At 68.5% G+C, this 25485-nt stretch carries 22 protein-coding genes; 12 read left to right on the top strand and 10 right to left on the bottom strand.

Translation table 11 applies throughout. The features are described 5' to 3' along the window. The 6 genes from ilvC to ACWCRD_RS42785 all read right to left on the bottom strand — a co-directional run. Positions 1-551, bottom strand: a 551-nt coding sequence (ilvC, locus tag ACWCRD_RS42810) for a ketol-acid reductoisomerase (RefSeq protein ID WP_450971078.1), incomplete at its 3' end; no start/stop codon positions are given. Positions 552-624: 73 nt separating this feature from the next. Continuing rightward, entirely contained in the window at positions 625-1173 is a 549-nt protein-coding gene (ilvN, locus tag ACWCRD_RS42805) for an acetolactate synthase small subunit (RefSeq protein WP_450971077.1), read from the bottom strand. A 21-nt stretch (positions 1174-1194) separates the two neighbouring features. Continuing rightward, the gene (locus ACWCRD_RS42800; protein WP_450971076.1) at positions 1195-3039 is read right to left on the bottom strand and encodes an acetolactate synthase large subunit; all 1845 of its coding nucleotides are present in this window, start codon (positions 3037-3039) and stop codon (positions 1195-1197) included. A gap of 103 nt (positions 3040-3142) precedes the next feature. After that, positions 3143-4873: a 2-isopropylmalate synthase gene (leuA, locus tag ACWCRD_RS42795; protein ID WP_450971075.1), complete on the bottom strand. Its 1731-nt coding sequence runs from the start codon at positions 4871-4873 to the stop codon at positions 3143-3145. 20 nt (positions 4874-4893) lie between these two features. Continuing rightward, the gene (locus ACWCRD_RS42790) at positions 4894-6075 is read right to left on the bottom strand and encodes a pyridoxal phosphate-dependent aminotransferase (RefSeq protein ID WP_450971074.1); all 1182 of its coding nucleotides are present in this window, start codon (positions 6073-6075) and stop codon (positions 4894-4896) included. 51 nt (positions 6076-6126) lie between these two features. Beyond that, positions 6127-7131, bottom strand: coding sequence for a TauD/TfdA family dioxygenase (locus ACWCRD_RS42785; protein ID WP_450971073.1), 1005 nt, complete (start codon positions 7129-7131; stop codon positions 6127-6129). A 271-nt stretch (positions 7132-7402) separates the two neighbouring features. On the opposite strand from ACWCRD_RS42785, the gene leuC reads away from it, so the two are divergent. From leuC to ACWCRD_RS42770, 3 genes are read left to right on the top strand one after another with little or no spacing between them, the layout of a single operon-like run. Beyond that, entirely contained in the window at positions 7403-8803 is a 1401-nt protein-coding gene (gene leuC / locus ACWCRD_RS42780; protein ID WP_450971072.1) for a 3-isopropylmalate dehydratase large subunit, read from the top strand. Between the two features lie 11 nt (positions 8804-8814). Next, positions 8815-9402, top strand: coding sequence for a 3-isopropylmalate dehydratase small subunit (leuD, locus tag ACWCRD_RS42775; protein ID WP_450971071.1), 588 nt, complete (start codon positions 8815-8817; stop codon positions 9400-9402). Between the two features lie 11 nt (positions 9403-9413). Then, a complete protein-coding gene (locus tag ACWCRD_RS42770; protein WP_450971070.1) occupies positions 9414-10403 on the top strand; it encodes a LysR family transcriptional regulator in 990 nt (329 codons plus the stop codon). On the opposite strand, the gene ACWCRD_RS42765 is transcribed toward ACWCRD_RS42770, so the two are convergent. Beyond that, a complete protein-coding gene (locus ACWCRD_RS42765) occupies positions 10327-12279 on the bottom strand; it encodes an FAD/NAD(P)-binding protein (RefSeq protein WP_450971069.1) in 1953 nt (650 codons plus the stop codon). The two genes, ACWCRD_RS42770 and ACWCRD_RS42765, sit on opposite strands and share 77 nt — an antisense overlap. A 195-nt stretch (positions 12280-12474) precedes the next feature. Here ACWCRD_RS42765 and ACWCRD_RS42760 point away from each other — a divergent pair, with 195 nt between their 5' ends. The 9 genes from ACWCRD_RS42760 (at position 12475) to ACWCRD_RS42720 (ending at position 24087) form a co-directional block, all read left to right on the top strand. Next, positions 12475-13095 carry a cysteine hydrolase family protein gene (locus ACWCRD_RS42760; RefSeq protein ID WP_450971068.1) on the top strand — a complete coding sequence of 207 codons (621 nt, stop codon included), beginning with the start codon at positions 12475-12477 and terminating at the stop codon, positions 13093-13095. Between the two features lie 239 nt (positions 13096-13334). Beyond that, a complete protein-coding gene (locus ACWCRD_RS42755; protein ID WP_450971067.1) occupies positions 13335-13916 on the top strand; it encodes a TetR/AcrR family transcriptional regulator in 582 nt (193 codons plus the stop codon). A gap of 112 nt (positions 13917-14028) precedes the next feature. Continuing rightward, the gene (locus ACWCRD_RS42750; RefSeq protein WP_450971066.1) at positions 14029-15492 is read left to right on the top strand and encodes an MFS transporter; all 1464 of its coding nucleotides are present in this window, start codon (positions 14029-14031) and stop codon (positions 15490-15492) included. A 107-nt stretch (positions 15493-15599) separates the two neighbouring features. Further along, entirely contained in the window at positions 15600-15986 is a 387-nt protein-coding gene (locus ACWCRD_RS42745; protein ID WP_450971065.1) for a cupin domain-containing protein, read from the top strand. 64 nt (positions 15987-16050) lie between these two features. Next, the gene (gene uppS / locus ACWCRD_RS42740) at positions 16051-16788 is read left to right on the top strand and encodes a polyprenyl diphosphate synthase (RefSeq protein ID WP_450971064.1); all 738 of its coding nucleotides are present in this window, start codon (positions 16051-16053) and stop codon (positions 16786-16788) included. Positions 16789-16820: 32 nt separating this feature from the next. Next, on the top strand, positions 16821-17924 hold the full coding sequence (locus tag ACWCRD_RS42735) for a terpene synthase family protein (RefSeq protein WP_450971063.1): 1104 nt from the start codon (positions 16821-16823) through the stop codon (positions 17922-17924). Positions 17925-17955: 31 nt separating this feature from the next. Next, a complete protein-coding gene (locus tag ACWCRD_RS42730) occupies positions 17956-19329 on the top strand; it encodes a cytochrome P450 (RefSeq protein ID WP_450971062.1) in 1374 nt (457 codons plus the stop codon). A 70-nt stretch (positions 19330-19399) separates the two neighbouring features. Beyond that, positions 19400-20347: a Rieske 2Fe-2S domain-containing protein gene (locus ACWCRD_RS42725; protein ID WP_450971061.1), complete on the top strand. Its 948-nt coding sequence runs from the start codon at positions 19400-19402 to the stop codon at positions 20345-20347. Positions 20348-21681: 1334 nt separating this feature from the next. Next, positions 21682-24087, top strand: a complete 2406-nt coding sequence (locus tag ACWCRD_RS42720; RefSeq protein WP_450971082.1) for a Helicase associated domain protein — start codon at positions 21682-21684, stop codon at positions 24085-24087. Between the two features lie 460 nt (positions 24088-24547). Here the strand turns inward: ACWCRD_RS42720 and ACWCRD_RS42715 are convergent, their stop codons facing one another. The 3 genes from ACWCRD_RS42715 to ACWCRD_RS42705 are packed head-to-tail and all read right to left on the bottom strand — an operon-like array spanning position 24548 to position 25480. Further along, a complete protein-coding gene (locus tag ACWCRD_RS42715) occupies positions 24548-24877 on the bottom strand; it encodes a hypothetical protein (protein ID WP_450971060.1) in 330 nt (109 codons plus the stop codon). A gap of 4 nt (positions 24878-24881) precedes the next feature. After that, on the bottom strand, positions 24882-25118 hold the full coding sequence (locus ACWCRD_RS42710) for a hypothetical protein (RefSeq protein WP_450971059.1): 237 nt from the start codon (positions 25116-25118) through the stop codon (positions 24882-24884). An 11-nt stretch (positions 25119-25129) separates the two neighbouring features. Continuing rightward, complete coding sequence (locus ACWCRD_RS42705) at positions 25130-25480, bottom strand: hypothetical protein (protein ID WP_450971085.1); 351 nt, start codon at positions 25478-25480, stop codon at positions 25130-25132. Between the last annotated feature and the right edge of the window lie 5 nt (positions 25481-25485).

The raw sequence follows: 25485 nt of genomic DNA, 5'->3' as shown, positions 1-25485 counted from the left end.
AAGGTGGTCTTGATGACGCCGGCGCGGGTGCCGCCGATGCCCTTGGCGTACGACAGCGCGAGCGCGAAGGCGTTGCCGGTCGCGTCCTGCTCGACGGCCGCGATGCACGGAACGCCGCGGCCCTCCTCGTACTGGCGGCGCACCAGGTGGCCCGGGCCCTTGGGGGCGACCATGCACACGTCGACGTTGGCCGGGGGCTCGATGAAGTCGAAGCGGATGTTCAGGCCGTGGCCGAAGAACAGCGCGTCGCCGTCCTTGAGGTTGTCCTTGATGGACTCCTCGTAGACCTGGGCCTGGATCGGGTCCGGCACCAGGATCATGATGACGTCGGCCTCGGCGGCGGCCTCGGACGGCGTCACCACGCGCAGGCCCTGCTCCTCGGCCTTGGCCTTGGACTTGGAGCCCTCGTGCAGACCGACACGGACGTCGACACCCGAGTCACGCAGCGACAGCGCGTGGGCGTGGCCCTGGCTGCCGTAACCGATGACCGCGACCTTGCGGCCCTGGATGATGGACAGGTCGGCGTCGGCGTCGTAGAACAGCTCGGCCACTTTGGGTTCTCTCCTTGAAGCGGGGCGAAGTGCCACATCGGATGGGGGAGTTGACGGTTGCGCGTGGCGGGGTTCAGGCGCTGACCGGGTAGCTCTCGGCCTGGGCCGGGCGCAGCGGCAGCGCTCGGGCCGGCCGGGCGCCGTGGGACGCCCGGCGGATGGCGAGGGTGCCGGAGCGGACCAGTTCCCTGATGCCGAACTGCTCGAGCATGTGCAGCATCGTCTGCAGGTCCTCGGGGCTGCCGGACCCCTCGAGGGTCACCGCGTCCGGGGCCACGTCCACGACGCGGGCGTCGAACAGGCGGGCCGTGTCCACGACCAGGGGACGGGTCTGGCGGTCCGCCTCGACGGTGACCAGCACGAGACCCCGGCGGATCGCGGTGTCACCGTCGCACTCCACGATCTTGAGAACGTTGACGAGCTTGCCGATCTGTTTGACCACCTGCTCCAGTTCGCGGTCCTCGGCGTTCACCACGAGGGTGATGCGGGAGACCCGCGGGTCATGGGTGGTCCCCTCCGACACGGACTCGATGTTGAAGCCGCGGCGTGAGAACAGCGCGGTGGTCCGGGCGAGGACCCCGGGGCGGTTCTCCACCAGAACGGACAGGGTGTGCTTGGGCATGGCGTGGGCGACCTCTCTGTTTCAGAACTCGGGACGGATTCCGCGGGCGGACATGATGTCGTCGTTGGACGCACCAGCGGCCACCATGGGCCACACCAGGGCGTCCTGGTGTACGACGAAGTCCACGACGACCGGGCGGTCCTGTACGGCGTTGGCCGCACCGATGACCTCGTCCAGGTCCTGCGGACGTTCGCAGCGCATCGCGGCACAGCCCATCGCGTCGGCCAGTCGCACGAAGTCGGGCACCCGCGTCCCGACGGTTCGCTGCCCCTGCGACGCCGGGGCGGAAGGGGCCTGCAGGCCGGTCTGGGAGTAGCGCTGACCGTAGAAGAGGGTCTGCCACTGGCGGACCATGCCCAGAGCGCCGTTGTTGATGACCGCCACCTTGATGGGGATGTCGTTGAGAGCACAGGTGACCAGTTCCTGGTTGGTCATCTGGAAGCAGCCGTCCCCGTCGATCGCCCACACCGTGGCATCGGGGCGGCCGACCTTCGCGCCCATCGCGGCGGGCACCGAGTAGCCCATGGTCCCTGCGCCGCCCGAGTTGAACCACTGGCGGGGCCGCTCGTGGGGCAGGAAGTGCGCCGCCCACATCTGGTGCTGCCCGACCCCGGACGCGTACAGCGTGTTCTCCGGAGCGAGCTGGCCGATGCGCTGGATCACCTGCTGCGGGGCCAGCGCGTCACCCGGCGGGGCGTCGTAGCCCAGCGGGTAGGTGCGGCGCCAGCGGTCGATGTCCTGCCACCACGCGGCGTAGCTGCCCCGGCGGCCGAGTGCATGTTCGCCGCGCAGGGCCCGGACGAGTTCCGCGATGACGCTGCGGGCATCGCCCACGATGGGCACGTCCGCTGTGCGGTTCTTGCCGATCTCGGCCGGATCGATGTCCGCGTGGATCACCTTGGCGTGCGGGGCGAAGCCGTCGAGCCGGCCGGTGACGCGGTCGTCGAAGCGGGTGCCGAGCGCCACCAGCAGGTCGGCCTTCTGCAGTGCCGCGACGGCGGCAACCGTGCCGTGCATGCCGGGCATGCCGACATGCAGCGGATGACTGCCGGGGAACACCCCCAGCGCCATGAGCGTGGTGGTGACGGGCGCGCCGATCAGTTCGGCCAGCTCCCTCAACTCGGCGGCGGCATCCGCCTTCGCCGTGCCGCCGCCGACGTACAGGACCGGCCTGCGGGCCTGGACGATCATTTCGGCGGCCGTGCGGATCTGCCGGAGATTGGGCCGGACGACGGGGTGGTATCCGGCCAGCTGCAGTCGGCCGGGCCAGACGAACGTGGTCTCGTCCTGCAGGGCGTCCTTGGCGATGTCGACCAGGACCGGGCCGGGGCGGCCGGTGGAGGCGATGTGAAAGGCCTCCGCGATGGTCCGCGGGATGTCGTCGGCGCGGGTCACCAGGTAGTTGTGCTTGGTGATCGGCATGGTGATGCCGACGATGTCCGCCTCCTGGAAGGCGTCCGTGCCGATCGCTTTCGAGGCGACCTGCCCGGTGATCGCCACGAGCGGCACCGAGTCCATGTGGGCGTCCGCGATCGCCGTGACCAGGTTGGTGGCGCCGGGCCCCGAGGTGGCCATGCACACGCCCACCTTCCCGGTCGCCTGCGCGTACCCCACGGCCGCGTGACCGGCGCCCTGCTCGTGGCGGACCAGGATGTGGCGCAGCTGCCGGGAGTCCATGAGCGGGTCGTAGGCGGGGAGGATGGCGCCGCCCGGGATGCCGAACACGGTGTCGGTCCCCGCGTTCTCCAGAGCGAGAATCAGGGACTGCGCGCCGGTGACGCGTGGCGCGGTGGCGCGTGGTCGGGGTGCACTGGAGCGCAGTGGTGAGGGGCCGGCGTCCAGGGGCTGCCGGGCGGCGTTCTGCATTGTCTGCTCCACACATCTGTAGAGGGTGTCGGGCCCGCGCATGCGGGACGGGAAGGAAAAGTGCGACCGTCACGGGGTGAGCCGCGCGTCGGGCGGGGACGTCTCAGTGGGGGCAGGGGAAGCTTCGGGGCGCGGCCTGCTGCCGGTGCCGTGCCACCGCCCGCAGCAGGGCCAGGGCCGTGGCGCGGGCCGGGTCGGGGTCCAGTGCGGCGCCCCAGAGGGTCCGACCGCCGACCATGCACTCCAGGTAGACGGCGACGTCGTCCTGGCCGGTGCGGTGCACCAGGTGAGTGCTGCGATCCACCACGTCGACGGTGATGCCGAGGTCGGCGAGGGCCGTGACGAGCTTGTCCTCGTCCTCGGAGCGGGCCAGGTGAGCGGGGAGCCCGAGAAACTCGCCGGGCCGCTCGTCGGTGAGGCGGTACTCGTGTGCGAAGACCGTCCACAGACGCTCCGGCGTGATCTCGCCGCCGTGGGCGTCGGTGTGGCCCTGGACGACAGCGGAGAACTCGATCTGCAGGCGGCGTGGCAGGTCGAGCCCGTGGCACTCCTTCATCAGATAGGCGATCCCGCCCTTGCCCGACTGGCTGTTGACGCGGACGATCGCCTGGTAGCTGCGGCCGATGTCATGCGGGTCGAGCGGCAGGTACGGCATGTCCCAGGGGAGTTGGTCGACGGGCATCCCCATGCGGGCCGCCTGCGTGCGCTGGGCCTCGAAGCCCTTGTTGATGGCGTCCTGATGGGACCCGGAGAACGAGGTGAACACCAGGTCCCCGCCGTAGGGGTGCCGTTCGGGCACACTCATCTGGTTGCAGTGGCGGTAGGTCCGCTTGACCTCCTCGATGTCGGAGAAGTCGATTTCGGGGTCGATCCCGTGGGTGAGCATGTTCAGTCCGAGCGTCACCAGGTCGACGTTGCCGGTCCGCTCGCCCTGGCCGAACAGGCAGCCCTCCACCCGGTCCGCGCCGGCCAGCAACGCGAGTTCGGCCGCGGCGACCCCTGTGCCCCGGTCGTTGTGCGGATGGGCGGACAGGCAGACGTACTCCCGGCGCGACAACGTCCGGGACATCCACTCGATCTGGTCGGCGTAGACGTTGGGGGTGCTCAGCTCCACGGTCGCCGGCAGATTGAGGATGATCTCGCGACCTTCTCCCGGCTGCCATACGTCCATCACGGCTTCGCAGACCTCGGCCGAGAACTCCAACTCGGTACCGGTGAACATCTCCGGCGAGTACTCGAAGCCCAGCATCGTGTCCGGACCGAGGATCCGCTGCGCGTGCTCCATGACGTGGCGGGTTCCGCTCACCGCGATCGAGATCACCTCGTCACGGCTGGAACGGAAGACGACCTCGCGAAAGCGCGGGGCGGTGGCGTTGTACAGATGGACCGTCGCCCGGCGGACCCCTACCAGGGACTGCAGTGTGCGCTCGATGAGCTCCTCCCGCGCCTGGGTGAGCACCGAGATGGTGACGTCGTCCGGGATCATCCTGCGCTCGATGAGCGAGCGCACGAAGTCGAACTCCGTGTGCGACGCGGCCGGGAATCCGACCTCGATCTCCTTGTAGCCCATGCACACCAGCAGGTCGAACATGGTGTGTTTGCGATCGAGCGACATCGGCTCGATCAGCGCCTGGTTGCCGTCGCGCAGATCCGTGGAGAGCCACCGCGGCGCCTTGGACAGGGTGCGCAGCGGCCACCGGCGATCGGCCATGGGCACCGGCGGGGGCGCGCTGTAGCGATGGACCGGCATCCCGGAGGGGTGTTGACGTACGGTGGCGGAGGTGATCGGGGTGGGTGCCAGTACGTCTGGGCCTGACAGATCCATGAGGGACATGGTGAATACCTCTCAGATGATTAGGGCCGGTCGGCTGTCAAGGCGGTCGCCATCCGGTGCAGCGCCTCGTCGATGACCTGGGGCGACGTGGCGAAGGAGAGCCGGATGTGGCCCTCTCCGCCGGGCCCGAAGGCGGAGCCGGGGGTGACAGCGACCCCGGCCTCGGCGAGCAGCCAGGACGTGAACTGCTCGGAGCCGCCCCGGGCGGCGTCCCGGATGTCGGGAAAGACGTACAGCGCTCCGTCGGGAGCGGCGCAGCGAACGCCCGGCAGCCGGTTGAGACCGGCGACGATTCGGTCGCGCCGGGCGGCGTACTGCGCCGTCATCGCATCGATCGGCGCCTGCGGTCCGTTGAGCGCCGCCAGGCCGCCGCGCTGGACGAACGATCCAGCGCATCCCACGCTGTGCTGCTGCACCTTGAGGACCTCGCCGATCACTTCGGCCGGCCCGCAGATGTAGCCGAGGCGCCATCCGGTCATGGCGTAGGCCTTGGAGAAGCCGTTCACCGTCAGGGTGCGGCAGCGGGCATCGGGGAGGGACGCCGGGCTGATGTGCGGACGCCCGCTGTAGTTGATCTTCTCGTAGATCTCGTCCGAGATGATGAACAGATCACGATCCCGGGCGAATGAGACCAGCGCGTCCACTTCGTCCGCGTCCAGCAGCCGCCCGGTCGGATTGTTGGGCGTGTTGACGAGGACCGCCCTGGTCCGTTCGGTCACCGCCGCCTCGAGCAAGGGGCGGGAAAGGCGGAAGCCGTCGTGCGCGCTCAGCTCGGCGAACACCGGCCGGGCGCCCGCGAGATGGGCCATGGAGGCGTAGCTCACCCAGCTCGGAGTGGGGACGATGATCTCGTCGCCGGGGTCGAGCACCGTCAGTACGGCGCTGTACAGCGCGTGCTTGGCCGAAGGCGTCACGATGATCTCGGTTGCCGGGTCGGCCAGGACGCCGTTGTCCTTGGCCAGTTTCTCGGCGACCGCCCCCAGCAGTTCGGGGGTCCCGCGACTCGGTGTGTAGTGGGTGAAACCGTCGTTGATGGCGGCGACGGCCTCCGCGGCGATATGACCCGGAGTGCCGAAGTCGGGCTCGCCACCGCCGAGATCGAGGATGTCGGCACCCTGAGCGCGCAGTTGCCTGACCTGGTCGAGAACGGCATAGGTCGCCGATTTCTGGATCCTCGTGAAACGCTCCGCCGCTGTGGGCATGGGGTTCTCCGCTTCTGTGTCGTGCCTACGCCGTCCCGCCTGCGCACGGGGTCAGTCGGCGACGCGGCCCCGCACCGAGTCGAGCCACTTGTCGGCGTGCCGGTCCGCCGCCGCGTCGTCACGGAACGCGTAGGTCTTCAGGAGCCAGCGCTTGCGGGCCTCGGCCGGGTCGTTGATCTCGATCTTCTCCCGGCTGTGCAGACCGTCCTGGTTGGCCAGCAGGAACAGGTCGCGTTCCAGGATCCGGTGGCGCTGCTTCTCCACCTTGGCCAGCGCGTCCTTCAGGGCGAGGAGCGCGTCCTTGGCCTCCACGGGGCTGCCGGGCGCGGTCGTCGTACTGGTGTCCAGATAGCGGAAGCTGTGGTGGTTCTCCAGGATCGGATGCACCTCGGAGAAGGTGAGGCTTTCGTTCTTCTCCTTGGAGAAGACATCGAACGGAGTGATGTAGTACGGCCGGCGGAGTATCGCCTGCTCGTTTTCCGTCAGTTCGTCCAGCATGGCGCGCCCGTCGATGAAACCCGTGTAGATCAGGTCGTTTCCCGGGCACCTCATGCCGAGCAGGGCGATATAGTCCGCCCGGACGTCGTGGGCGGTACGGTCATTATGGAAGAACAACTCGCTGTCGCTGTAGCCGGTGAGCATTCCGCTGTACTTGCGGATGGCGACCACATCCGTGAAGAAATCGCCCCAGTTCCGCGCGTAGGCGAGCAGCGGATTTCCCGCCAGCTGGGCGAACAGCTCCAGGAGCGCCTCGCCGATGAACGTCCTTTTGGCGGCGTGCTTCACCGCGACCGGGTCCTCGTCCCCGAGGTCGGGAAGCTCGGGGTCGATCGGGCAGTTGCGTATGACGTGGGCGTCCGACGTGCCGGCCTCCCGTTCCGCGCGGATGCGGTGCGCCACGTCCACGAAGAACTGCGGTACCTCGCCCCGCTCGACCAGGTCACGCACGGCCTGGGAGAACGCCTCGTACTCCTCGTAGGGGTTCTTGCCGACGCCGTCGAGGACTCGATACAGCTCTGCGTGCTCCTCGTCGCTGAGTGTGTAGATCGGCTTCATGACTCCTCTGTTCAGTCTCGGGGATGAATTCCGGCCTCCCAAACAATCCCCTGACCCGCGAGCCGTGTCATCGCTCGTCGGTTGAATTTCGGGTGCGGTGGAGACACCGGGAGCAGGTGACTCCACCGACGGTTGAAGCACGTCAACCGGTCTCCCGTCAAAAGGATGACCGGCCGCTACAAAGGAATTCGTTGCCAGCCCGAGTGCGGTGCGGGTTTACTTTGGCATCGATGTTCGAGATGGAGTTATGAACTTCGATGATGGGGGATTCATGGGATCAACCCTGGCGCAGAAGATCTGGAATCAGCACGTGGTGCACAGGGGCGCAGGCGGAGACGATCTGCTCTACATCGATCTGCATCTGCTGCACGAGGTGAACACACCGCAGGCGTTCGACGGCCTGCGTGCGGCCGGGCGGCGGGTACGTCGTCCCGACCTCACGCTGGGCACGGAGGACCACAACACCCCGACCGTCGCCGTCGAAAGGGTCATCCGTGATCCCGGCTCGCGCAGGCAGTCGGAGCTGATGCGGTCCAACTGCGCCGAGTTCGGCATCCCGTTGCACCGGCTCGGCGATCCCCGCCAGGGCATCGTCCATGTCATCGGCCCCGAACTGGGGCTGACGCGCCCCGGCATGACCATCGTGTGCTGCGACTCGCACACCACCACACAGGGCGCGTTCGGCGCGCTGGCCTTCGGTATCGGCACCAGTCAGGTCGAGCACGTCCTGGCGACCCAGACCCTCGCGCTGCACCGACCCGACGACATGGCCGTGACGATCAACGGCCGTCTCCCGGAGGGCGTCAGCGCCAAAGACCTCATCCTGGCCGTCATCGCCCGGATCGGCACCTCGGGCGGGCAGGGACACATCATCGAGTACCGGGGCGAGGCGGTCTCCGCGCTCTCCATGGAAGGGCGGATGACCCTGTGCAACATGACCGTCGAGGCGGGGTCACGCGCCGGGGTGGTGGCACCGGACGACACCACCTTCGACTACCTCAGCCGGCGTCCCGGCATGCCGAGCGGGCCCCGGTGGGACGAGGAGGTGGCCCACTGGAGGGCGCTGCGCAGCGACCAGGACGCGGTGTTCCACAAGGGGATCGTCCTGGACGCCGGCGGGCTCAGCCCCTATGTCTCCTGGGGCACGAACCCGGGACAGAGCATTCCGCTGGACGCCCGGGTGCCCTCGCCGGACGACTTCACCGACCCCCAGGAGCGCTCCGACGCGGCCCGCGCCCTGGAGTACGTCGGGCTGCGCCCCGGCACAGCGATGCGTGACGTCCCGGTCGACGCGGTCTTCATCGGCTCGTGCACCAACGGCCGGATCGAGGACCTGAGGGCCGCCGCCGACGTGCTGCGCGGCCGCCGGGTGGCCGAGGACGTCCACCTCATCATCGTGCCGGGTTCCGCGGCCGTCCGCGCCCGCGCCGAGGAAGAGGGACTGGCCGAGGTGTTCGCACGGGCCGGCGCCGACTTCCGCGCGGCAGCCGGATGCTCGATGTGCGCCGCGCTCAACGAGGACCGGCTGCGGCCCGGCCAGCGCGCGGCATCCACCAACAACCGGAACTTCGAAGGCAGGCAGGGCAAAGGGTCGCGCACCCACATCGTCTCCCCGGCTGTCGCGGCCGCGACCTCGGTCGCCGGCCGGCTTGCCGCCCCCAGCGATCTGTGAGGAGCCACACCGTGCACCAGTTCACCGTCCACACCGGGTCGGCCGTGCCACTGCGCCGGAGCAACGTCGACACCGACCAGATCATCCCGGTGCGCTTCCTCAACCGCTCGCAGCGCACCGGGCACGCCGACTCGCTGTTCGCCGACTGGCGCGACGACCCCGCCTTCGTCCTCAACCAGCCGCAGTACCAGGGCGCCACGATCCTGGTCGCCGGCACCGAGTTCGGCACCGGATCCTCCAGGGAGTACGCCGTGTGGGCCCTGCTCGACCACGGTTTCCGGGCCGTCATCGCCCCCCGGTACGGCGACATCTTCCGGGAGAACGCGCTGCAGAACGGGCTGCTGCCGGTGGAACTGCCCGCCGAGGTGGTGGAGCGGCTGTGGGACCGGGTGGAGGCCCGCCCCGACACCCCGGTCACCGTCGATCTGCAGCGTCTGTCGGTGCGTTGTGCCGGTCACAGCCATCCCTTCGCCCTGGAGGAGCACGCCCGGCAGCGGCTGCTGGCGGGCGAGGACCCGATCGCGCAGACCCTGCGCCACGCCGAGCTGATCGCCGCCTTCGAGCGCGGCCGCCGTGCCGCGTTGCCGGTGACGACGTGAGTGCGTCGTCGATGAAACTCACTCAGTTCTGCGCGCTCATCGCGATCGCGGACTGCGGGGGATTCACCAGGGCGGCCGCGCGCATGGGGGTCAGCCAGTCCGCGATCAGCCATGCGATCGCCAAACTCGAGGAAGAACTCGGCTGCGTGCTGCTGGAGCGCGATCGCAACGGCGTACGGCTGACCGTGTGCGGCAGCGAGGTCCTCGAGCACGCCCGGGCCGTGGTCACCCACACCGACCGCATCCAGGACATCGCACGCGCGACCAGGGAAGGACGCAGGGGCGCCATCCGGTTCGCGACCAGCCAGAGTTTCGCACTGCACTTTCTGCCGGGCCTCATCAGCCGCTTCCACCGTCTGCTGCCCAACCAGGAGATCGAACTGCGGGAGGGCACCGACCCGCAGATCGCGCAGTGGCTGCGCCGCCAGGTCGTCGACATCGGCGTGGTCACCCTGCCCAAGGAGGACCTGACCACCTTCCCGCTGTGGAAGGACGAGATGCACCTGCTGGTCGCCGACGGGCACGGCCTGGCCCGCCAGGGCACCCCGGTGCCCGTGCACAGCCTGGCCCACGAGCGCCTGCTGATGCCGGTGGGAGGGGTGGAGCCGGTGATACGTGCGGTGCTGCGGATCGGAGGCGTCGAGCCGGACGTCGCCCACCGGCTGCGCGATCTCAACTCCCTGCTGGCGATGGTCGCCGAAGGCCTCGGGGTCACGGTGCTGCCCACCTCCTCCACGCTCTCCCTGCCCGCCGGTGTGACACAGCTCCCGCTGGCCCCCGCGGTCTGCCGGCACGTCGCGCTGGCCACCCGGGTCGGCGTCCGGCCGCCCGCCGCGGTCCACGAACTGGTCTCCATCGCCCAGGAGCTGGCGGCCGCGGGACCGGGGGCGCGGGAGCAGGCACACGCGGACGGCCGGCCGCGGCTCAGGCCGCCTGGACCGCTCGGCGGCGCACTGGCCGGGCCGTCTGCCGCCGAGCCTGCAGCGCGTCCCGCGCGATAGCGTCGGCGTCCCGGGTGAACTCGTTCCAGGGGCCGGGCCGGCCGCTGCCCACCAGGGTGAACCAGCGGGTGTGCTCGGTGGGGACGCCCAGGACGTAGAGGCCGGTGTCGGTGCGGCCCGCGTCGTCGACGGGATGGAAGGGGCTGCGGGTGACGGCGACCCCGCCGGTGGGAAAGGCCTGCGGGCCACTGCCGTTGACGAACTCGGTCCACGTCCCGCGGGCGAGCAGATTGCGGGTGAGGGCGGCTGGGTCACGCCCGACGTTCGGCTCGGGCGTCCGCGCGTCGATCAGGGTGTCCACCGCGACGGTTGATCCCGCCACCTGCGCCGAGGAGACCATGAACCGGCCCTCGTGGCTCTCGTACGTCGTGAACCGGGAGTCAGGACCCACCACCCGCAGCACCCCTGCGGCCCGCAACGCCATCGCCTGACGCACGCGGATCCGCGGTGGACCCGCGGCCAGCATCGCGCTGCGCGGGGCGAACCAGCCGAGGAACTCATCGCGGTGCGAGTCGGGACTCAGCCCGCCGAAATCGACGATCTCCCGTATCACCCACCGGGTGTCGCGCATCACGTCGAGCGCGGCCTTCAACGGGTCGGCGTGGTTTCCGCGGTCGGCGTGCTCGAGGTCCTTGCGCATATGGGCGCTCAGCGCCTCGTCGAATTCCGCGGTGTCGGCGAAGCGGCGTCCGGCGAAGGGCCGGGCCAGCTGCTCGAAGTCCAGCGGAGGCAGGTCGGCCACTCCGAACCCGGCCGCGATCTTGGCCACTTCCGGTACGCCACCCTCGGCCGCGGCGACCACCTGCTCGGTGAACGCGCCCGCGGCCGCTTCGCCGTCCCGCTCGCGCAGGGCCGTGCGGTAGTACACGAGCTCCACCTCCGCGAGGTTCCACGGGAACACGTCGGTCATGAAGCGGATCTGCCCGAAGGTGGTACGGCGGCGGATGCGGGCCGGGGTGAAGAGCACGGGTTCGAACGCCAGCGTGGACGGCTTCTGGTTGCGCCCGCGGGCCGGCAGCGGCACACCGCTGCGGGAACCGGCCACCAGGAGTGGCTCCCGGCCACTGGGCAGGTACGTCAGGCTGCCGTCGGCGGCCTCGTCGAATCTGCCGCCGCGGCCGACGCTGAGGGCCAGCATCAGATCGTAGAAGGACAGACCGAGCCCGATCGCCCCGACCTTGGAACGGTCCGGGATCTCCTCCAAGGGCATCTCGGCCACCGAATCACCCGCGAAATACCGAAGATGCGGCCTCGCTGCAGCGAATTCGGCGAAGTCCCGAAACTGCCCCACCTGGTTCGGGCGCGCATGCCCGGTCGCCAGGATCACCTTGTCGGCGCAGAGGTCCGCCCGCCCGGCGAACGAGAGCCGGTACCCCCCGCCGCCCAGGGGAGTCACGTTTTCCACGCGCGCCTGTATCCGGCGCAGGCTTGCCCCCTCGGGCAGCGTGCGTTCGACGGTGTCGACGACGTACCGCAGATACCTGCCGTGCACACGGCGGGGCGCGTAGCCGTCCTTGCCGGGGAAGCCCGGCTCATGCGCGCTCCACCACTCGGCCAGGGACGGGCCCGAACCCGGGCGCGCCGGGCCGTCGTCGGGCGGCCCGGAGAACATGGTGACCTCCCCGCACACGGTGTTCATCAGGAACCATTCGGGCTGGTCCGAACGCCACAGCCGTCCGCACCCGACCTCCTCCGCGTCGATCAGGCAGACCTCCACCCGGCGACCGGGCGACGGTGCGACCCGGGCCGCGACGCGCTCCAGCACGGCGACACCGCGAGGGCCGCTCCCCACGATCGCGATCCGGTGTGCCGGTGCGGGTTCCTGCGCCCCCGCCATCGGCCCCGAAATCCATCGCGCAGCAAGCTGCTCGGTCATAAAAATTCCTCGCTTTTCCGAAGTCCAATTCCTTGGCACAGAAAGCTAGAACTGTTTCGGCAAGGGCGGCAAGGAATCTGCGCTCATGTATCGATCGACTTTGCTCATTACCGTGGAAGCGATACCTCACTTCGCCGAAGCTCTGGGTGAACGAGATGCACTGACATCTGCCGCGAGACAAAAGAGGGGAACATCGTGGAACGGTCTCCTGCGTTGATAGTGCTGGACATGCTCAACGAGATCGTCCATCCGGACGGGGCATACGCCCCGCACGGATACGCCCGGCAGGCGGCAGACCGCCAGGTCCTGGACCGGGTGGCGACGGCGCTCGCCCGCGCCAGGGCCCGCGGCATCCCGGTGATCCACGTCGTGGTCGGCTTCTCGCCGGACTTCTCCGAGGCGCCGGCGCACTCACCCGTCTTCGCCACGGCGCGCGAGCGGGGCGCCCTGGTCATGGACTCATGGGGAACGCGCTTCCATGACGCGGTCAAGCCCGAACCGGGCGAGCCGATCGTCGTGAAACGGCGCGTCAGCCCGTTCTACGGCACGGAACTCGACCTCGTCCTGCGTGCGAGAGGCGTGGACACCCTGCTGCTCGCCGGGGTCTCCACCGACCTGGTGGTGCTGGCCGGGGCGCGGGACGGGCACGACCGTGACTACACCGTGGAGGTGCTGGCGGACGCCACCGTGTCCGCATGCGGGGACCTGCACGACGCCGCGCTGCAGTTGATCGCGCGTACCGCTTCGGTGGTGAGCGTCGACCAGGCGCTGCCGGAGCAGGCAGAACGGGCGCGGACGGCCCGTGCCTCCACCTGAGACGAGGGCGCCGGGGCCGTTTCTCCACTTTGGAGGAGGGACGCCCGTCAGGACTCGTCCGCTTCCTCGTGGAATTCCTCTGACGGACGAAGCGTGGCCGGTGTCCGGCATGAACAATTGGAATGCGCCTTCCGGACGGTCGAAAGGCCCCGGGATTCTTCGAAAATTCATCCGGGTTCCAGAACGGTCGGCCGGATATCGTCTCTGTTGGTGTACATACTAGTAGGTACAGTCGATTCATGGACGCGAAAGAACGCCTCATCGAAAGCACACGGTCCCTGTTGTGGGACCGCGGGTACGACGGCACCAGCCCCAAGGACATCCTCCGAGAGGCCGGTGTCGGCCAGGGCAGCATGTACCACCACTTCCGCGGCAAGCACGACCTGGCCCGAGCCGCCGTCGAGCGAAGTGCGCAGGAACTGCGGACCGCGGTCGACGACCGGCTCGCCGCCCCGGGCCATGCCGTGGAACGCATCACCGCGTACCTGCACCGGCAGCGAGGGGTCCTCAGGGGCTGCCCGCTCGGGGGCCTGACCCAGGACCCGCACGTCATGGGCGAGCCCGAACTGCTCCGGCCCATCAAGGAGACGTTCGACTGGCTCCAGCACCGGCTCGCCGCCGTGCTGGCCGAAAGCCAGGCCGACGGCGAGCTCGACGCCGAACTCGATCCCCTCGCCACGGCGGCATCGATCGTGGCCGTCATGCAAGGCGGCTACGTCCTGGCACGCGCCGCCCGGGACGAGAGCCGCTTCGACCGAGCGGCCACCGGCATCCTGCGGCTGCTCGGCAGGGCCGAGACCGGCGCCGGAGCGGACCTGTGAACGTGCGCGACAACCCCGGCGCCCGGCGCGCCCCCGTTCGCCCGGCGACCTCCCGCCCGCAGGCGTCGCACTGCGGGACCCGCCACCATCCCTGCCACCCCGGGACCACCTTATGACCAGCAAACAAGCAGAAGCCGTCAACGCCGAGACCCCTGTGGCCGCCCCTGACACACATGCCGAGGTCAGCCACCCCGGGATCGCCTTCACCCTGGCCGTCATCGGCTACTTCATGATCGCGGTCGACATGACCATCGTCAGTGTCGCCATGACACCGATCAGCCGCGGCCTGCACCTGTCCGCGGCCTCCTTGTCCTGGATCACCACGGCCTTCACCCTCACCTACGCCGGAGCAATGATGCTCGGGGGACGCGTGGTCGACCTGTTCGGGCGGCGCAGCTCCTTCACACTCGGCATCTCCTTGTTCACCCTCGCCTCGCTCGCCGCGGCACTGGCACCCAACGCCGCCGTGCTCATCGCCGCGCGTGCCGCACAGGGCATCGGCGCCGCGATCACCACGCCGTGCACCCTCGCCCTCATCCTCGATCTCTTCCCCGAGGGCCCCAGGCGCCAGCGCGCCATGGGTACCTTCCAGGCGGTCATCGGGTCGGGCGCCGGATTCGGCCTCATCCTCGGCGGCCTGCTCACCGACGCCCTCGGCTGGCGGTGGCTGTTCCTCGTCAACGTCCCCGTGGGCGCCCTCATCCTGGCCCTGACCCCGCGCTTCCTGCCGCGCCCCACCCGGGAGCAGGCCGCCGGATCCCGGCGCTTCGACATGGCGGGCGCCATGACGGTGACCCTGGCCCTGGCCCTGCTGATCTACACCCTCTCCGAGACGGCGCACCGCGGCTGGCTGAGCACCCCCACACTCGGCGGCATCGCGGCCTCCCTGGCCCTGTTCGTCGCCTTCGGCTGGAACGAGCACCGCAGCCCCGACCCGCTGCTGCCGCTGCGCATCCCGCGCAACCCTGTCGTCCACACCGCGAACCTGCGGGCCGCCCTGGTCTCCGGCGCGTTCCTGTGTGCTCTGGTCCTCGTCGCGCTCGACAACGAACAGGCCCTCGGCCAGTCACCGACCCGCGCCGGCCTCAGCCTGCTGCCGGCCGCCGTGATGATCCTCCCCATGGGCCGGATCGGCCCGAAGCTGGTCGCACGATTCGGCGTCCGCAACATGGCCATCGCCGCTCCCGCCGTCATGGCAGCGGGCCTGCTGTGGTTCGCCACCACCCCCTCGACCAGCTTCGTCGGCAGCCGGCTCGGCCCGGACATCCTCATCGGCTGCGGTGCCACCGTCGCCAACCTCGCCAACATGCTCTCCGCGACCAGCGGCGCCAAGCCCTCCGAGCGCGGCGTGGTCTCAGCCCTGCAGTACACCGCCCAGCAGACCGGAAGCTCCGCCCTGCTGGCGGCATTCACCGCCGTCGCGGCCGCCCACACGAGCCGCCTGCTCGGCGGGCACTCCGGGATCGGCCACACCGCCGCCCTGCACCAGGGCTTTCAACAGGCCTTCTTCGCCGCGGGCATCGGCGGTCTCGTCGCAGCGCTGCTCGCGCTGCCGCGACGCCACTTCGCCCGCTGACCCGACCACGGCGCCCCCCGACCGGCCGCTGCGTCCCTTCGCAGTGGCCGGGCCCGCACCACCAGACACAGCCCGCTCCCACCCACCGACCACCACAAGGACCAGCCATGCCTTCATCCTTGACCGAACAGCTCCCCGCTCTCTTCGCGGCGTCCGGGGCGGGCCGCATGGCCCTCCAGGACCTCGACTTCCAGCCGCTGATCACGGACGGCCGGGTTGGCGCCGAGATCCACCGCCTGTACGGCACGCAGGAGACCGGCGCCGACGGCCCCGCGGCGGCGATCGTGCGCTACCTGCCCGGAGCCCAGGCACAGGCGCACGTGCACCCCGGCTACGAGCTGATCTTCGTCCTCGACGGCGAACTCGAGACCGAGGACGGCACCTACGGCCAGAACAGCCTGCTCGTGATGGAACCGGGCAGCGTCCACGCACCGCGCAGCCCCCGGGGGTTCACCGCCCTGGTCATCTGGGAGCGCCCCGTCCTGCCTGCCTGAGCGGCACCGCGACCGCGTCGGGGCATGCCACACGGCCGGCCTCGACACGACAACAGGAGACACCATGAGCCCGGCACTGACCGCAGCACCCGGCGACTCCGCCCTCGGTATCCAGAACCACCTGCATCACTTGGGCATCATTCTCGACGGCAACCGCCGTTGGGCGGCGGCACAGGGGACCTCCCTGCACAGCGCCTACCGCCGCGGCGCGCAGAAGGTCGGAGAACTGCTGACGTGGTGTGAACAGGCCGGCATCCCGCATGTAACGGCGTGGGCCCTGTCGGCCGACAACCTTCGGCGCCCCGCCGCGCACATCACCCCGCTGATGGACGCGGTGCTCGAAGGCCTGCGGCCCATCGCCGCGGCCGGGCGCTGGCGACTGCGCCTCATCGGCGAACTCGACCTGCTGCCGCCCCGGCACCGCACCCAGCTGCTCGACCTCGTGGCCACCACGGCCGACGCCCACCACGGCCGGGCGAACATCGCACTCGCCTACGACGGGCGCCTGGAGATCCTCAGCGCCCTGCGCGGCGTCCTGGACGGAAGCACCTCGCACCATACGGGCGGCGGCGTCCGCGTCGCCCCGGACGTACTGGCCCGGCATCTGTACACCGCCGACCAGCCGGACATCGATCTGGTCATCCGCACCTCGGGCGAACGGCGCCTTTCCGGATTTCTGCTGTGGCAGGCGGCCCAGGCCGAACTTCATTTCTGCGAGAAGAACTGGCCGGACTTCGACAGGGAGGACTTCGCGAGCGCGGTGCAGGACTTCCAACGCCGCGTACGGCGATTCGGCCTGTGAACCCCGAGACCTGAAAGGTGGCAGGATCGCTCGTGAGCGACACACTGGCCCCGGTGATTTCCTTCTTCCTTCCCGATATCCGGTGCGCATTTCCCGTGGAAGTCAATCCGCACTACGAGGCGGTCGAGAGCGAGGTCGCCGACTGGACCGCCCGGGTGTTCTCCGGATACGACCAGGTGGACGACTTCTGGATCGGACATGCCCGCCGAAGCCGCCACAGCCTGTGGCAGAGCATGGTGTTCCCCGACGTCGACCGTGGTGACCTGCTTCTCTGGAGCAAGATCACCAGCGCTCTGACGGTCTTTCACGACGCCGTCGAACGCGACCGCGAAACCCACGGCCCCGGCTGGTCGGCGCACTGGCGACCGGCCTGGCACGAACTCCTCGAAGGCGCCGAACACATCTCGCGGACCGCGGCCTCGGGGCATGACCCGGTCCTGGCGGTAGACGCCTCGGCACACCCGGCGCCGATCAAGGAAATCCTGCGCCCCTTCGCCGAGTTGCGCCGCCGCATGACCCCCCGGGTGGGGAACGACTTCATGAACGGTCTGCACGCCCTGGCCGACGGCATCATCACCGAATTCCAGGTAGGAGCGGAACCAGGCGCAGGGGCCGCACTCGACCTGGACACGTATCTCGAGATACGACGGCGGACCTACGGCCTCTTCTACATCGCCGCGCTCCCCGCCCTGAACCGGACCGGTCAGCTCACACCGGACGAACTCGACAGCCCGCAGCTCGCCCAGCTGAAGCGCCTCGCGCACACGCACACCTGTCTCGTCAACGACGCCTACTCGTTCCGCATGGAGTACATCCGCAACGCGGACCGCGTCACCGACCTGGTCCAGGCGATCCCGATGCTGGCACACCGTCATGCTTCGGGTTGGCAGGACGCCGTGGACCGCCTTGTGGACATGATCCACCGGATCGAACAGGACTACCTGCGCCTGCGCACGGCCTGGATCACCGACGGCGCGTCCCCGGCCGCGCGGGAGACCTGCCGGCGTCTGGAGTGGATCATGTCCGGAAACCTGCAGTACATGAAGGTCACCCCGCGCTACCACGGCACGGATTTCCAGGGGGAGTTCACCGGAGGCCTGGTCATCTGCGACCCCGCCGAAGCCGGCCGTATCTGAGGATCCCCCCTTCTTCTGACAGGAGATGTCCGTGTCGACGCACCTCGCATTCGGTGTTGCTCCCAAGGCACTCCCCCTGCTGGGGCATTCGCTGCGCCTGCGCAGGGATCCGCTGCGCTTCCTGGAGGAACTGCCCACCCACGGAGACCTGGTGCAGATCCGCATCGGTCCCCAACGGGCGCACGTCCTGTGCCACCCCGACCTCGTGCACCAGGTGCTGCGCGACGACCGGACGTATGACAAGCGGGGCCTGCTCTGGGACCAACTGCAAGAACTCCTCGGGGACGGCCTCGCCACCTGCCCGCACAGCGGTCACCGCAGAATACGAAGGATGGTCCAGCCCGCCTTCCGACGTGATCGCCTCAGCCGCTACGGGCAGGTGATGACCGAGTCCGCGGCAGCAGTAGCAGACCGGTGGCGGCATGGCCGGCAGATCGACGTCGCCGCCCAGATGAACGCCATCACGGCACGGACCCTGGTCAAGACCCTGATAGCGGGCAACTTCAGCGAAGCGGACATCACCTCCGTCCACGAAGGACTGCACCACATCCAGAAGAGCCAGTTCCGGCGAATGCTGACACCGCGACTCCTGGAGAAGCTGCCCACGCCCGGCAACCGGCGTGCCCGCACGGCCATCGGGCAGCTCAGGGAAACGCTCCACAAGATCATCACGCAATACCGGCAAAGCGGCATCGACCACGGCGACGTCCTCTCGATGCTGCTGGCCTCCCGCACCGAGGAAGGCCAGGGCCTGACAGACCTCCAGATCTGGGACCAGGTGGTCACCATCTTCCTGGCGGGCACGGAGACCACCGCGACCGCACTGTGCTGGGCACTGCACCTGCTGGCCGCACATCCGGACATCGAGCGCGAGCTGCACCGGGAACTGGACTCGGTGCTCGGGGGACGCACCGCCACGTTCGACGACGTTCCGCACCTGACGCTGTGCGCCGCGGTCGTTCGGGAGACGCTGCGCCTCTACCCGCCCGCATGGCTGCTCACCCGATCGGTCACCGCGCGAACCGAGCTGGCGGGGCACCGGCTCGGCCCGGGAGACATCGTGGTGTGCAGCCCCTACCTCATCCATCGCAGCGAAGGGCTCTACCCCGACGCCGACCGCTTCGACCCCTATCGCTGGCAGGACGGGCAACGGCCGCCCCGCGGCACGTACATTCCCTTCAGCGCCGGGGCCCGGCAGTGCGTCGGTGACGTCTTCGGTACCACCGAGGCGGTGCTGGCACTGAGCGTGATCACCGCCCGCTGGCGGCTTCGGCCGGAACCGGACGCGACCCTGCGCCCGGTCGCGGGGATGGCGCTGATGCCGGAGCCGAGGACCATGCGCACCTTCGTACGCTCCGCCGCCCCGCCGGAAACGCCCCTCACCGCGGGGGCCGAAACACGCTGAGGGGAGCCAGGCGCACCGGCCACGGCTGCGTCGTCGACGAGGACCGGCATGAAGCACTGAAGGGGAGGCCATGAAGGCGACTGCGCGCGAGGGTGCCGAGACACCCGACGGATGGTACGCCGTAGCGTTCTCGACGGAAATCACACGCGGGCGGCTGATCACGCGGACACTCGCCGGCGAGGACGTGGTGGTGTACCGCACCGCCCGTGGGGTCCTGCGGGCGGTGCGACCGCACTGCCCGCACCTCGGCGCCCACCTCGGCCACGGCGGCCGAGTCGTCGGCGAGAGCGTGGTCTGCCCCTTCCACGGCTTCGCCTACGGACCGGACGGCACCTGCGTCCGCACGCCGTACAGCAAGCGCCCGCCGCGCGCGGCGCTGCACAGCCTGCCGGTGCGCGAGTTGCACGGCCTCATCTGGGGATGGCACAACGCGGACGGCGCGCAGCCCACCTGGGAACCCGTCGAGGTGTCCGAGGCCGGATTCACGGGACCTGCGCGACTGCAGCACAGCTTTCGCGGCCACCAGCACGACTTCGTGGAGAACATAGTCGACATCGGCCATTTCGGCCCGGTCCACCGGGCCAGGGCCATAGTGCAGGACGTCAGTCCCGACGGCCCGGTCCTCAGGGGCTCGGTGACACTCGACGGATTCCACAACCTCAAGTACATGAAGGACATCAAGGCGCACCTGCACTTCCAGTGTGCGGGACTCGGCCAGGTCGTCGCCGAATTCGCCGTGCCCTCGCTCGGCCTGCGTCTCCTGCAGGTGGCCGGCCTCACCCCGGAGGAGCCGGGAAAACTCAACATTCGTACGGTGACAAGGGCAAACGCCCGATACCCCGCCCTGACGCCGCTGCTGAGCAGAGTGGTCAACTGGGCAACTCTGGCACAGTTCCGGGCCGATATCCCGATCTGGGAGAACCGCCGCTTCACCAAGTATCCCAAGCTCGTGGCCGAGGACGGTCCCATCATGCTGGTCCGCAAATGGGCCGAGCAGTTCTACGGCACCCATGTGTGAGCGTCCGGGCCCTCCGGCACGCGAATACGGGGTGCTGTGGACCCCGATGTCACGGACGGTGCCGGACCAGGCATCTCCACTGCCAAGCGGTTGCACGCGGATCAGCCGGAGCGGTACCCGGCGCAGGTCTGGGCGGCACCGTGCACGGCATGGACATCGGGCGATGGCTCAACAAGCAGCGCGAGCACGCCACTTGGACGGCCCTGACGGACACAATGAGAGCCTGAGGTGGTAGCGATACAGACTTCCAGACTCTACACAGTACATATTTGTGATGCATCACCCTGGACGAAGGTTCACCTCTCGGGATGACACTTGGCCGATTGCCGCGCCCACGGCGAGAGGGGCGGGTGTACGCTGACGGGCTGTTGCAGGGTTGCCCGTACGGCCAGTTGAGAAGGTGGGAGGGTTCGGGTGGAGTGCAGCGGTGGTTGAGAAGGTGGGAGGGTTCGGGTGGAGTGCAGCGGTGCCCGTCACTGCGGTGGTGGCGGCACCACGTCAGTCCGACGATCCGTCACATCCGTTGCGGCGGTGGCCGTTTGTTTCCCAGCGGCCACACAGACCGGCGCGTGATGGACCTCCTCTTGCTGCCAGCCTCGGTGACCGCGCTTGCGCGGTCACTCTCAATTCGCGCTTGCGCGAATTGAGATCCCGTTGGAATTCCGCTTGCGGAATTCAATTCCGGCGCTCGCGCCGGAATTCGAATTGCGCTTGCGCAATTCGTGCTCTATGCCCCGGCTTGCCGGGGCATAGCCCGCTCCGCGGGCTATGCAGCGCTGGCGCGCTGCATAGAGAACGGCTCCGCTGACGCTCCGCCAGATTCCCCCCGCAAGCGGGTGGAATCGAATTCCGCAAGCGGAATTCTGAGTGCGTGTCAATTCGCGCAAGCGCGAATTGATGAAATCCCGCAAGCGGGATTCCTGGGGCTGGCAGTAGGAGGGGGATGCATTACGCGCGGGACTGTGTAAGGCTTGGGATTCCCAGCTATCACCTCTGCAAGGGATGTAACGGACCGTCGGCCTGATGGGGTGCCGGCCTGGTTGTAGTGACGGGTTCCGCTGCGCTCCACCCTGAACCCCTCCCCTATCGTCTACCTGTCCCGACATGTTCACCTATCGCCCTGTCAACATAGAGGACAGTCGACTGTAGGTGAGGGTGAGATTGAGTCAGCGTTCCATCCTCGGGGTGTGAAGTGATCTACGGGTGATGCATCACGAGCCTTGACTGTGTAGAGTCTGGGATCAGATGCTACACCCCTACCGCCGCGCACCTTGCGCCTGAATTCTATTTGCTATTTATGTGCCGCCTTCCGCGGGAAAAGGAGAGCACGGGGCATGGCCGTGAAGCTGCGTGATCACCAGATCGAGGCCGTTTCCGCCATTGTGCGGGGTCTTGATGTTCCGCCGGGTGGTATTCCCTGGAATGGTCTTCGCGGGCAGGTGCACGCGGCGTGCGGCACCGGGAAGACCATCATGGCTGCCGCGTCGGCGAGGCGTCTTGTGCCCGGGGGCCGCGTACTCGTGTTGGTGCCGACGCTGGATCTGCTGGCGCAGACGGTGAGGGCGTGGCACGAGGCCGGGCACAAGGGGCCGGCGGTTGCGGTGTGTTCGCTCCAGGACGATCCGGAGCTGTGGTCGTTGAAGGTGCGCTCCACGACGAACCCGATCCAGTTGGCGCTGTGGCACGGGCAGGGGCCGGTCACCATCTATGCCACCTACGCGTCTTTGGGTGTTCTGGCGGAGGCGTTCGAGGGTGTCTACGGGCAGAAGCTTGATCCGCTAGACCTCGCGGTCGTTGATGAGGCCCACCGGACAAGTGGCTCGATGGGTAAGGCGTGGGCGGACATCCATGACCAGAGCGTCATCCCGGCGTACCGGCGGCTGTACCTGACGGCGACGCCGCGGATCTGGGAGGAGCGGCTGAACCGCGAGGTTGCCGAGGGGGTGCGGGATCCGCTGCCGCGTCAGATGGCGGCGAGCATGGACGACGAGAAGGTCTTCGGGCCCGTCCTGTACAAGCTCTCGCTCGCTTCTGCCGTCTCCCGGGGCCTGTTGGCGCGGTACCAGATCATCGTCCTGGAGCTGAAGGACCCGGTCGTCACACCCGAGCGGCTCATGGGCGAGGAGCGGCACACCGAAGAGGTCCGCGGGCAGCGCCTCGGAGCCCTCCAGGCTGCGTTGCTGCACACGATGGCGCAGCACGACCTGTCGACGTGCATCACCTTCCACCACCGCACCATCGAGGCGCAGGCCTACGCGGAGGGCTTGGAGCGCGTCGCGGCGAAGCTGCATGCGGATCAGCCGGAGACGTACCCGAAGCGGATCAGGGCCGACTGGCTGTGCGGCGAGCACGTCCCGGAGCGCCGGCGGGAGGTTCTGGGTTCGTTCGGGTCGACGGCGCAGCGGGCCGTGCTCTCGAACTGTCGCGTTTTGGGCGAGGGTGTCGATATTCGAAGCGTGGATTCGGTTGCTCTACTGGACCCCAAGGGCGCTCCGCACGACATCGTCCAGGCCATCGGCCGGGCGCTCCGGCAGAAGCCCGGGCAGGGCAAACTCGCCTCCCTGATCGTGCCCGTCTTCCTCCAGCCGGGAGAGCAGCCCGAGGACATGTTCACCTCCGGCTCCTACCGGCCCCTGGTGAAAGTCCTGGAAGGCCTGCGGGCCCACGACGAAGAAGCCGTCGAACTGCTCGCCATTCCACAGGAGCCGCAGAAAGACGTCGCGCAATCGTCCGTGAACATCGGCTCTGCGCCCGAAGACGGCGAGGAAGAATCCCGTCTCCTGCTCCGTTTTGCCGCCCCCAGGGATCCCGTGATGGTCGCGGACTGGGTCTCCTTCAACATCATCGACACCGAACGCCAGGACTGGGCCCGCGGCTGGGCGAAGCTGAAGACATACGTCGAGCGGGTCGGGAACGCCAGGGTGCCCTACGGACACCGCGAGGGCGCGACACCACTCGGACAATGGGTCGCGGAACAACGACGCGCCTACGCAGCCGGACAGATGGCCGGCCAACGCGCCAGGCGACTCGAACAGCTCGGCATGGTCTGGTCCCTGGCCGACGAACGCTTCCAGGAGAACCTCGAAGCCGCGAAGGCGTACTACGAAGAGCACTGGACCCTCTGTGCTCCAAGGTCCGCCGTGGCCCTGGACAGGCCGGTAGGACAGTGGTTGAGCAACCTGCGCCGCCCGGGTGCGTTGGAGGGCCACCCGGAGTGGAAGGCGGCCCTGGAGGCCGTGGACGAGGACTGGAACCCGGACTGGCCGGCGGACTGGCAGCGGCACTACGCGGCGCTGCGCGAACTCGTCGCCGACGAAGAAGGCCAAGCCGGCACGGTAGAGGTCCTGCCCGGCGTCACCGTCCACGGCATGGACATCGGGAAATGGCTCGCCAAGCAGCAGAAGCCGGAGGTCTGGCAGGCCCTGATGGTCAGGCAGCGCGAGCGCCTGGAGCAGCTTGGCATCGTGCCGCTTCCCCCGGAGCCGGAGGAGCCCGCGAAGCCGTCTAGGGCGCCTGTGAGCGCCTTCGAGCGGGGCGTTGCGGCTCTGGCGCAGTACAAAGCCCGCACCGGCTCCCTGACCGTCCCCAGGAGCCACGTGGAGCGGCTGGAGGACGGCACCGAGGTCAAGCTCGGAGTGTGGATCATGAACCAGAAGAGCCGCCGGACCAAGCTCACCACCGACAAACTCACCGCACTCGCCATCCTGGGGTTGGAGTGGGCAGCCGAAGGAGCGGCGTGATGACCGCACCCGATAAAGAGCAGCGTGTGCAGGAAGCCGTGCGGCGGCATGTCCGCAACAGCGCCTTCGCCGAGGCGGAGAAGGTCATCGCGTTTGTGCTGTCCGACTCTGGGGTGCAGGAAGCAAGGTCACAGGTCGAAAGCGGCGGAGACCCAGCTCGGCTTGGAGTTGCTTGCCCACCTCCAGCCGTTCCAGGACCACTACGACCAGGCCGTGCGCGACGGCGACGCGGCCTGGTTCACGGGATCCGTCCGGGCAAGCACGGCCGCTGGGGGCGGATCTGCGTCCTGGACAACGGTCACGAGGTCTCGATGGAGCCACCGCACTGGGGCCGCATCAGCGAGGGACAACCGATCGCGTGGGTGGGCAGCGCACCCGGCGACTGGTAAGCGGCAGTGAGACCGACGGACGGGACCCCGGGGACCTCTGTGGCAAGGCCTTCTCGGCATGTTTGGCTGCTTCAGGTGGCGGCGGTTTCTGCCAACGGCGTCCGCTCGCCTTCCTTCTCGGACGCCAGAGTGTGCAGGCTGATGATCTCGCCGCAGATGATGTAAGTATTCAGCGGGCAGAGATTGGCGATCCCGACCGCAACCTCGGCGTGAACTGCCTTGTTCGTCATCTTGTCGATGGCGCTGAATCGCTCGTACAGGCCGGCAACGATGGCGGTGATGAGCGCCTGCTCGGAATCGCTGCTGACCGTCTGCTTGATGAACACGGACAAGCGATTGCGGTGTTTCGAATCGTCCAGGATCAGCCCGTCCGCAGAAGGCTCGTCACGGGCTGGGAACACGTGGTCAACGACAGCTTTCAGGATGCGGCGGCACGTGGTGATCGCCTGAGACAGTTCTTCGGTTGACGTCGCGCTCAGGTGCGCTGTCGGCTGCCTCCTGGAGACGCCGGTAGACGGCGCTGAACTGCTGGAGCAGATCCGGCACACCGTCGGCAAGGAGCGCGTCAACTTTGACACGATAGCCGCCGAAGATGGACTCGTTGATGGTGCCGTAGTCGAGGCGACGTTCCCAGGAGCGCAAGAGAGCGAACGTCAGGTGCCGAGTCCGGGCAAGGATCTGCTCTGTCCGCACTCGCGGGCCAGATCCTTCTCGTAGTCGGCCTTCTCGCCACTCTCCTTGATCCATTTAAGTTCCTTGGCCCAGAACTCCAGCTGAGCAAGTGAATGACCGTCGATGTTTTCGCTGCCCTCGACCTTGCGATCATTCATCGACGCCTTGATGGCTTGCTCTGCAGGCCCCGTCGTCGATCCCCAGGTCGATGGATCCTCCATGAGCATGCGGGAGATTTCACCGTTCGTCTCGCGGTCCCCACCCATGGTTTTGAGGTCGAGCGAAAGCCGAATCGCGTACTTGGTGTCGCCCACCAGGTTCGCGATGCGCACAGCAC

The sequence above is a fragment of the Streptomyces sp. NPDC002092 genome, from assembly GCF_053593775.1.
The sequence above is the reverse complement of the archived record's forward strand: the minus strand, read 5'-3'. Positions and strand labels throughout refer to the sequence as shown.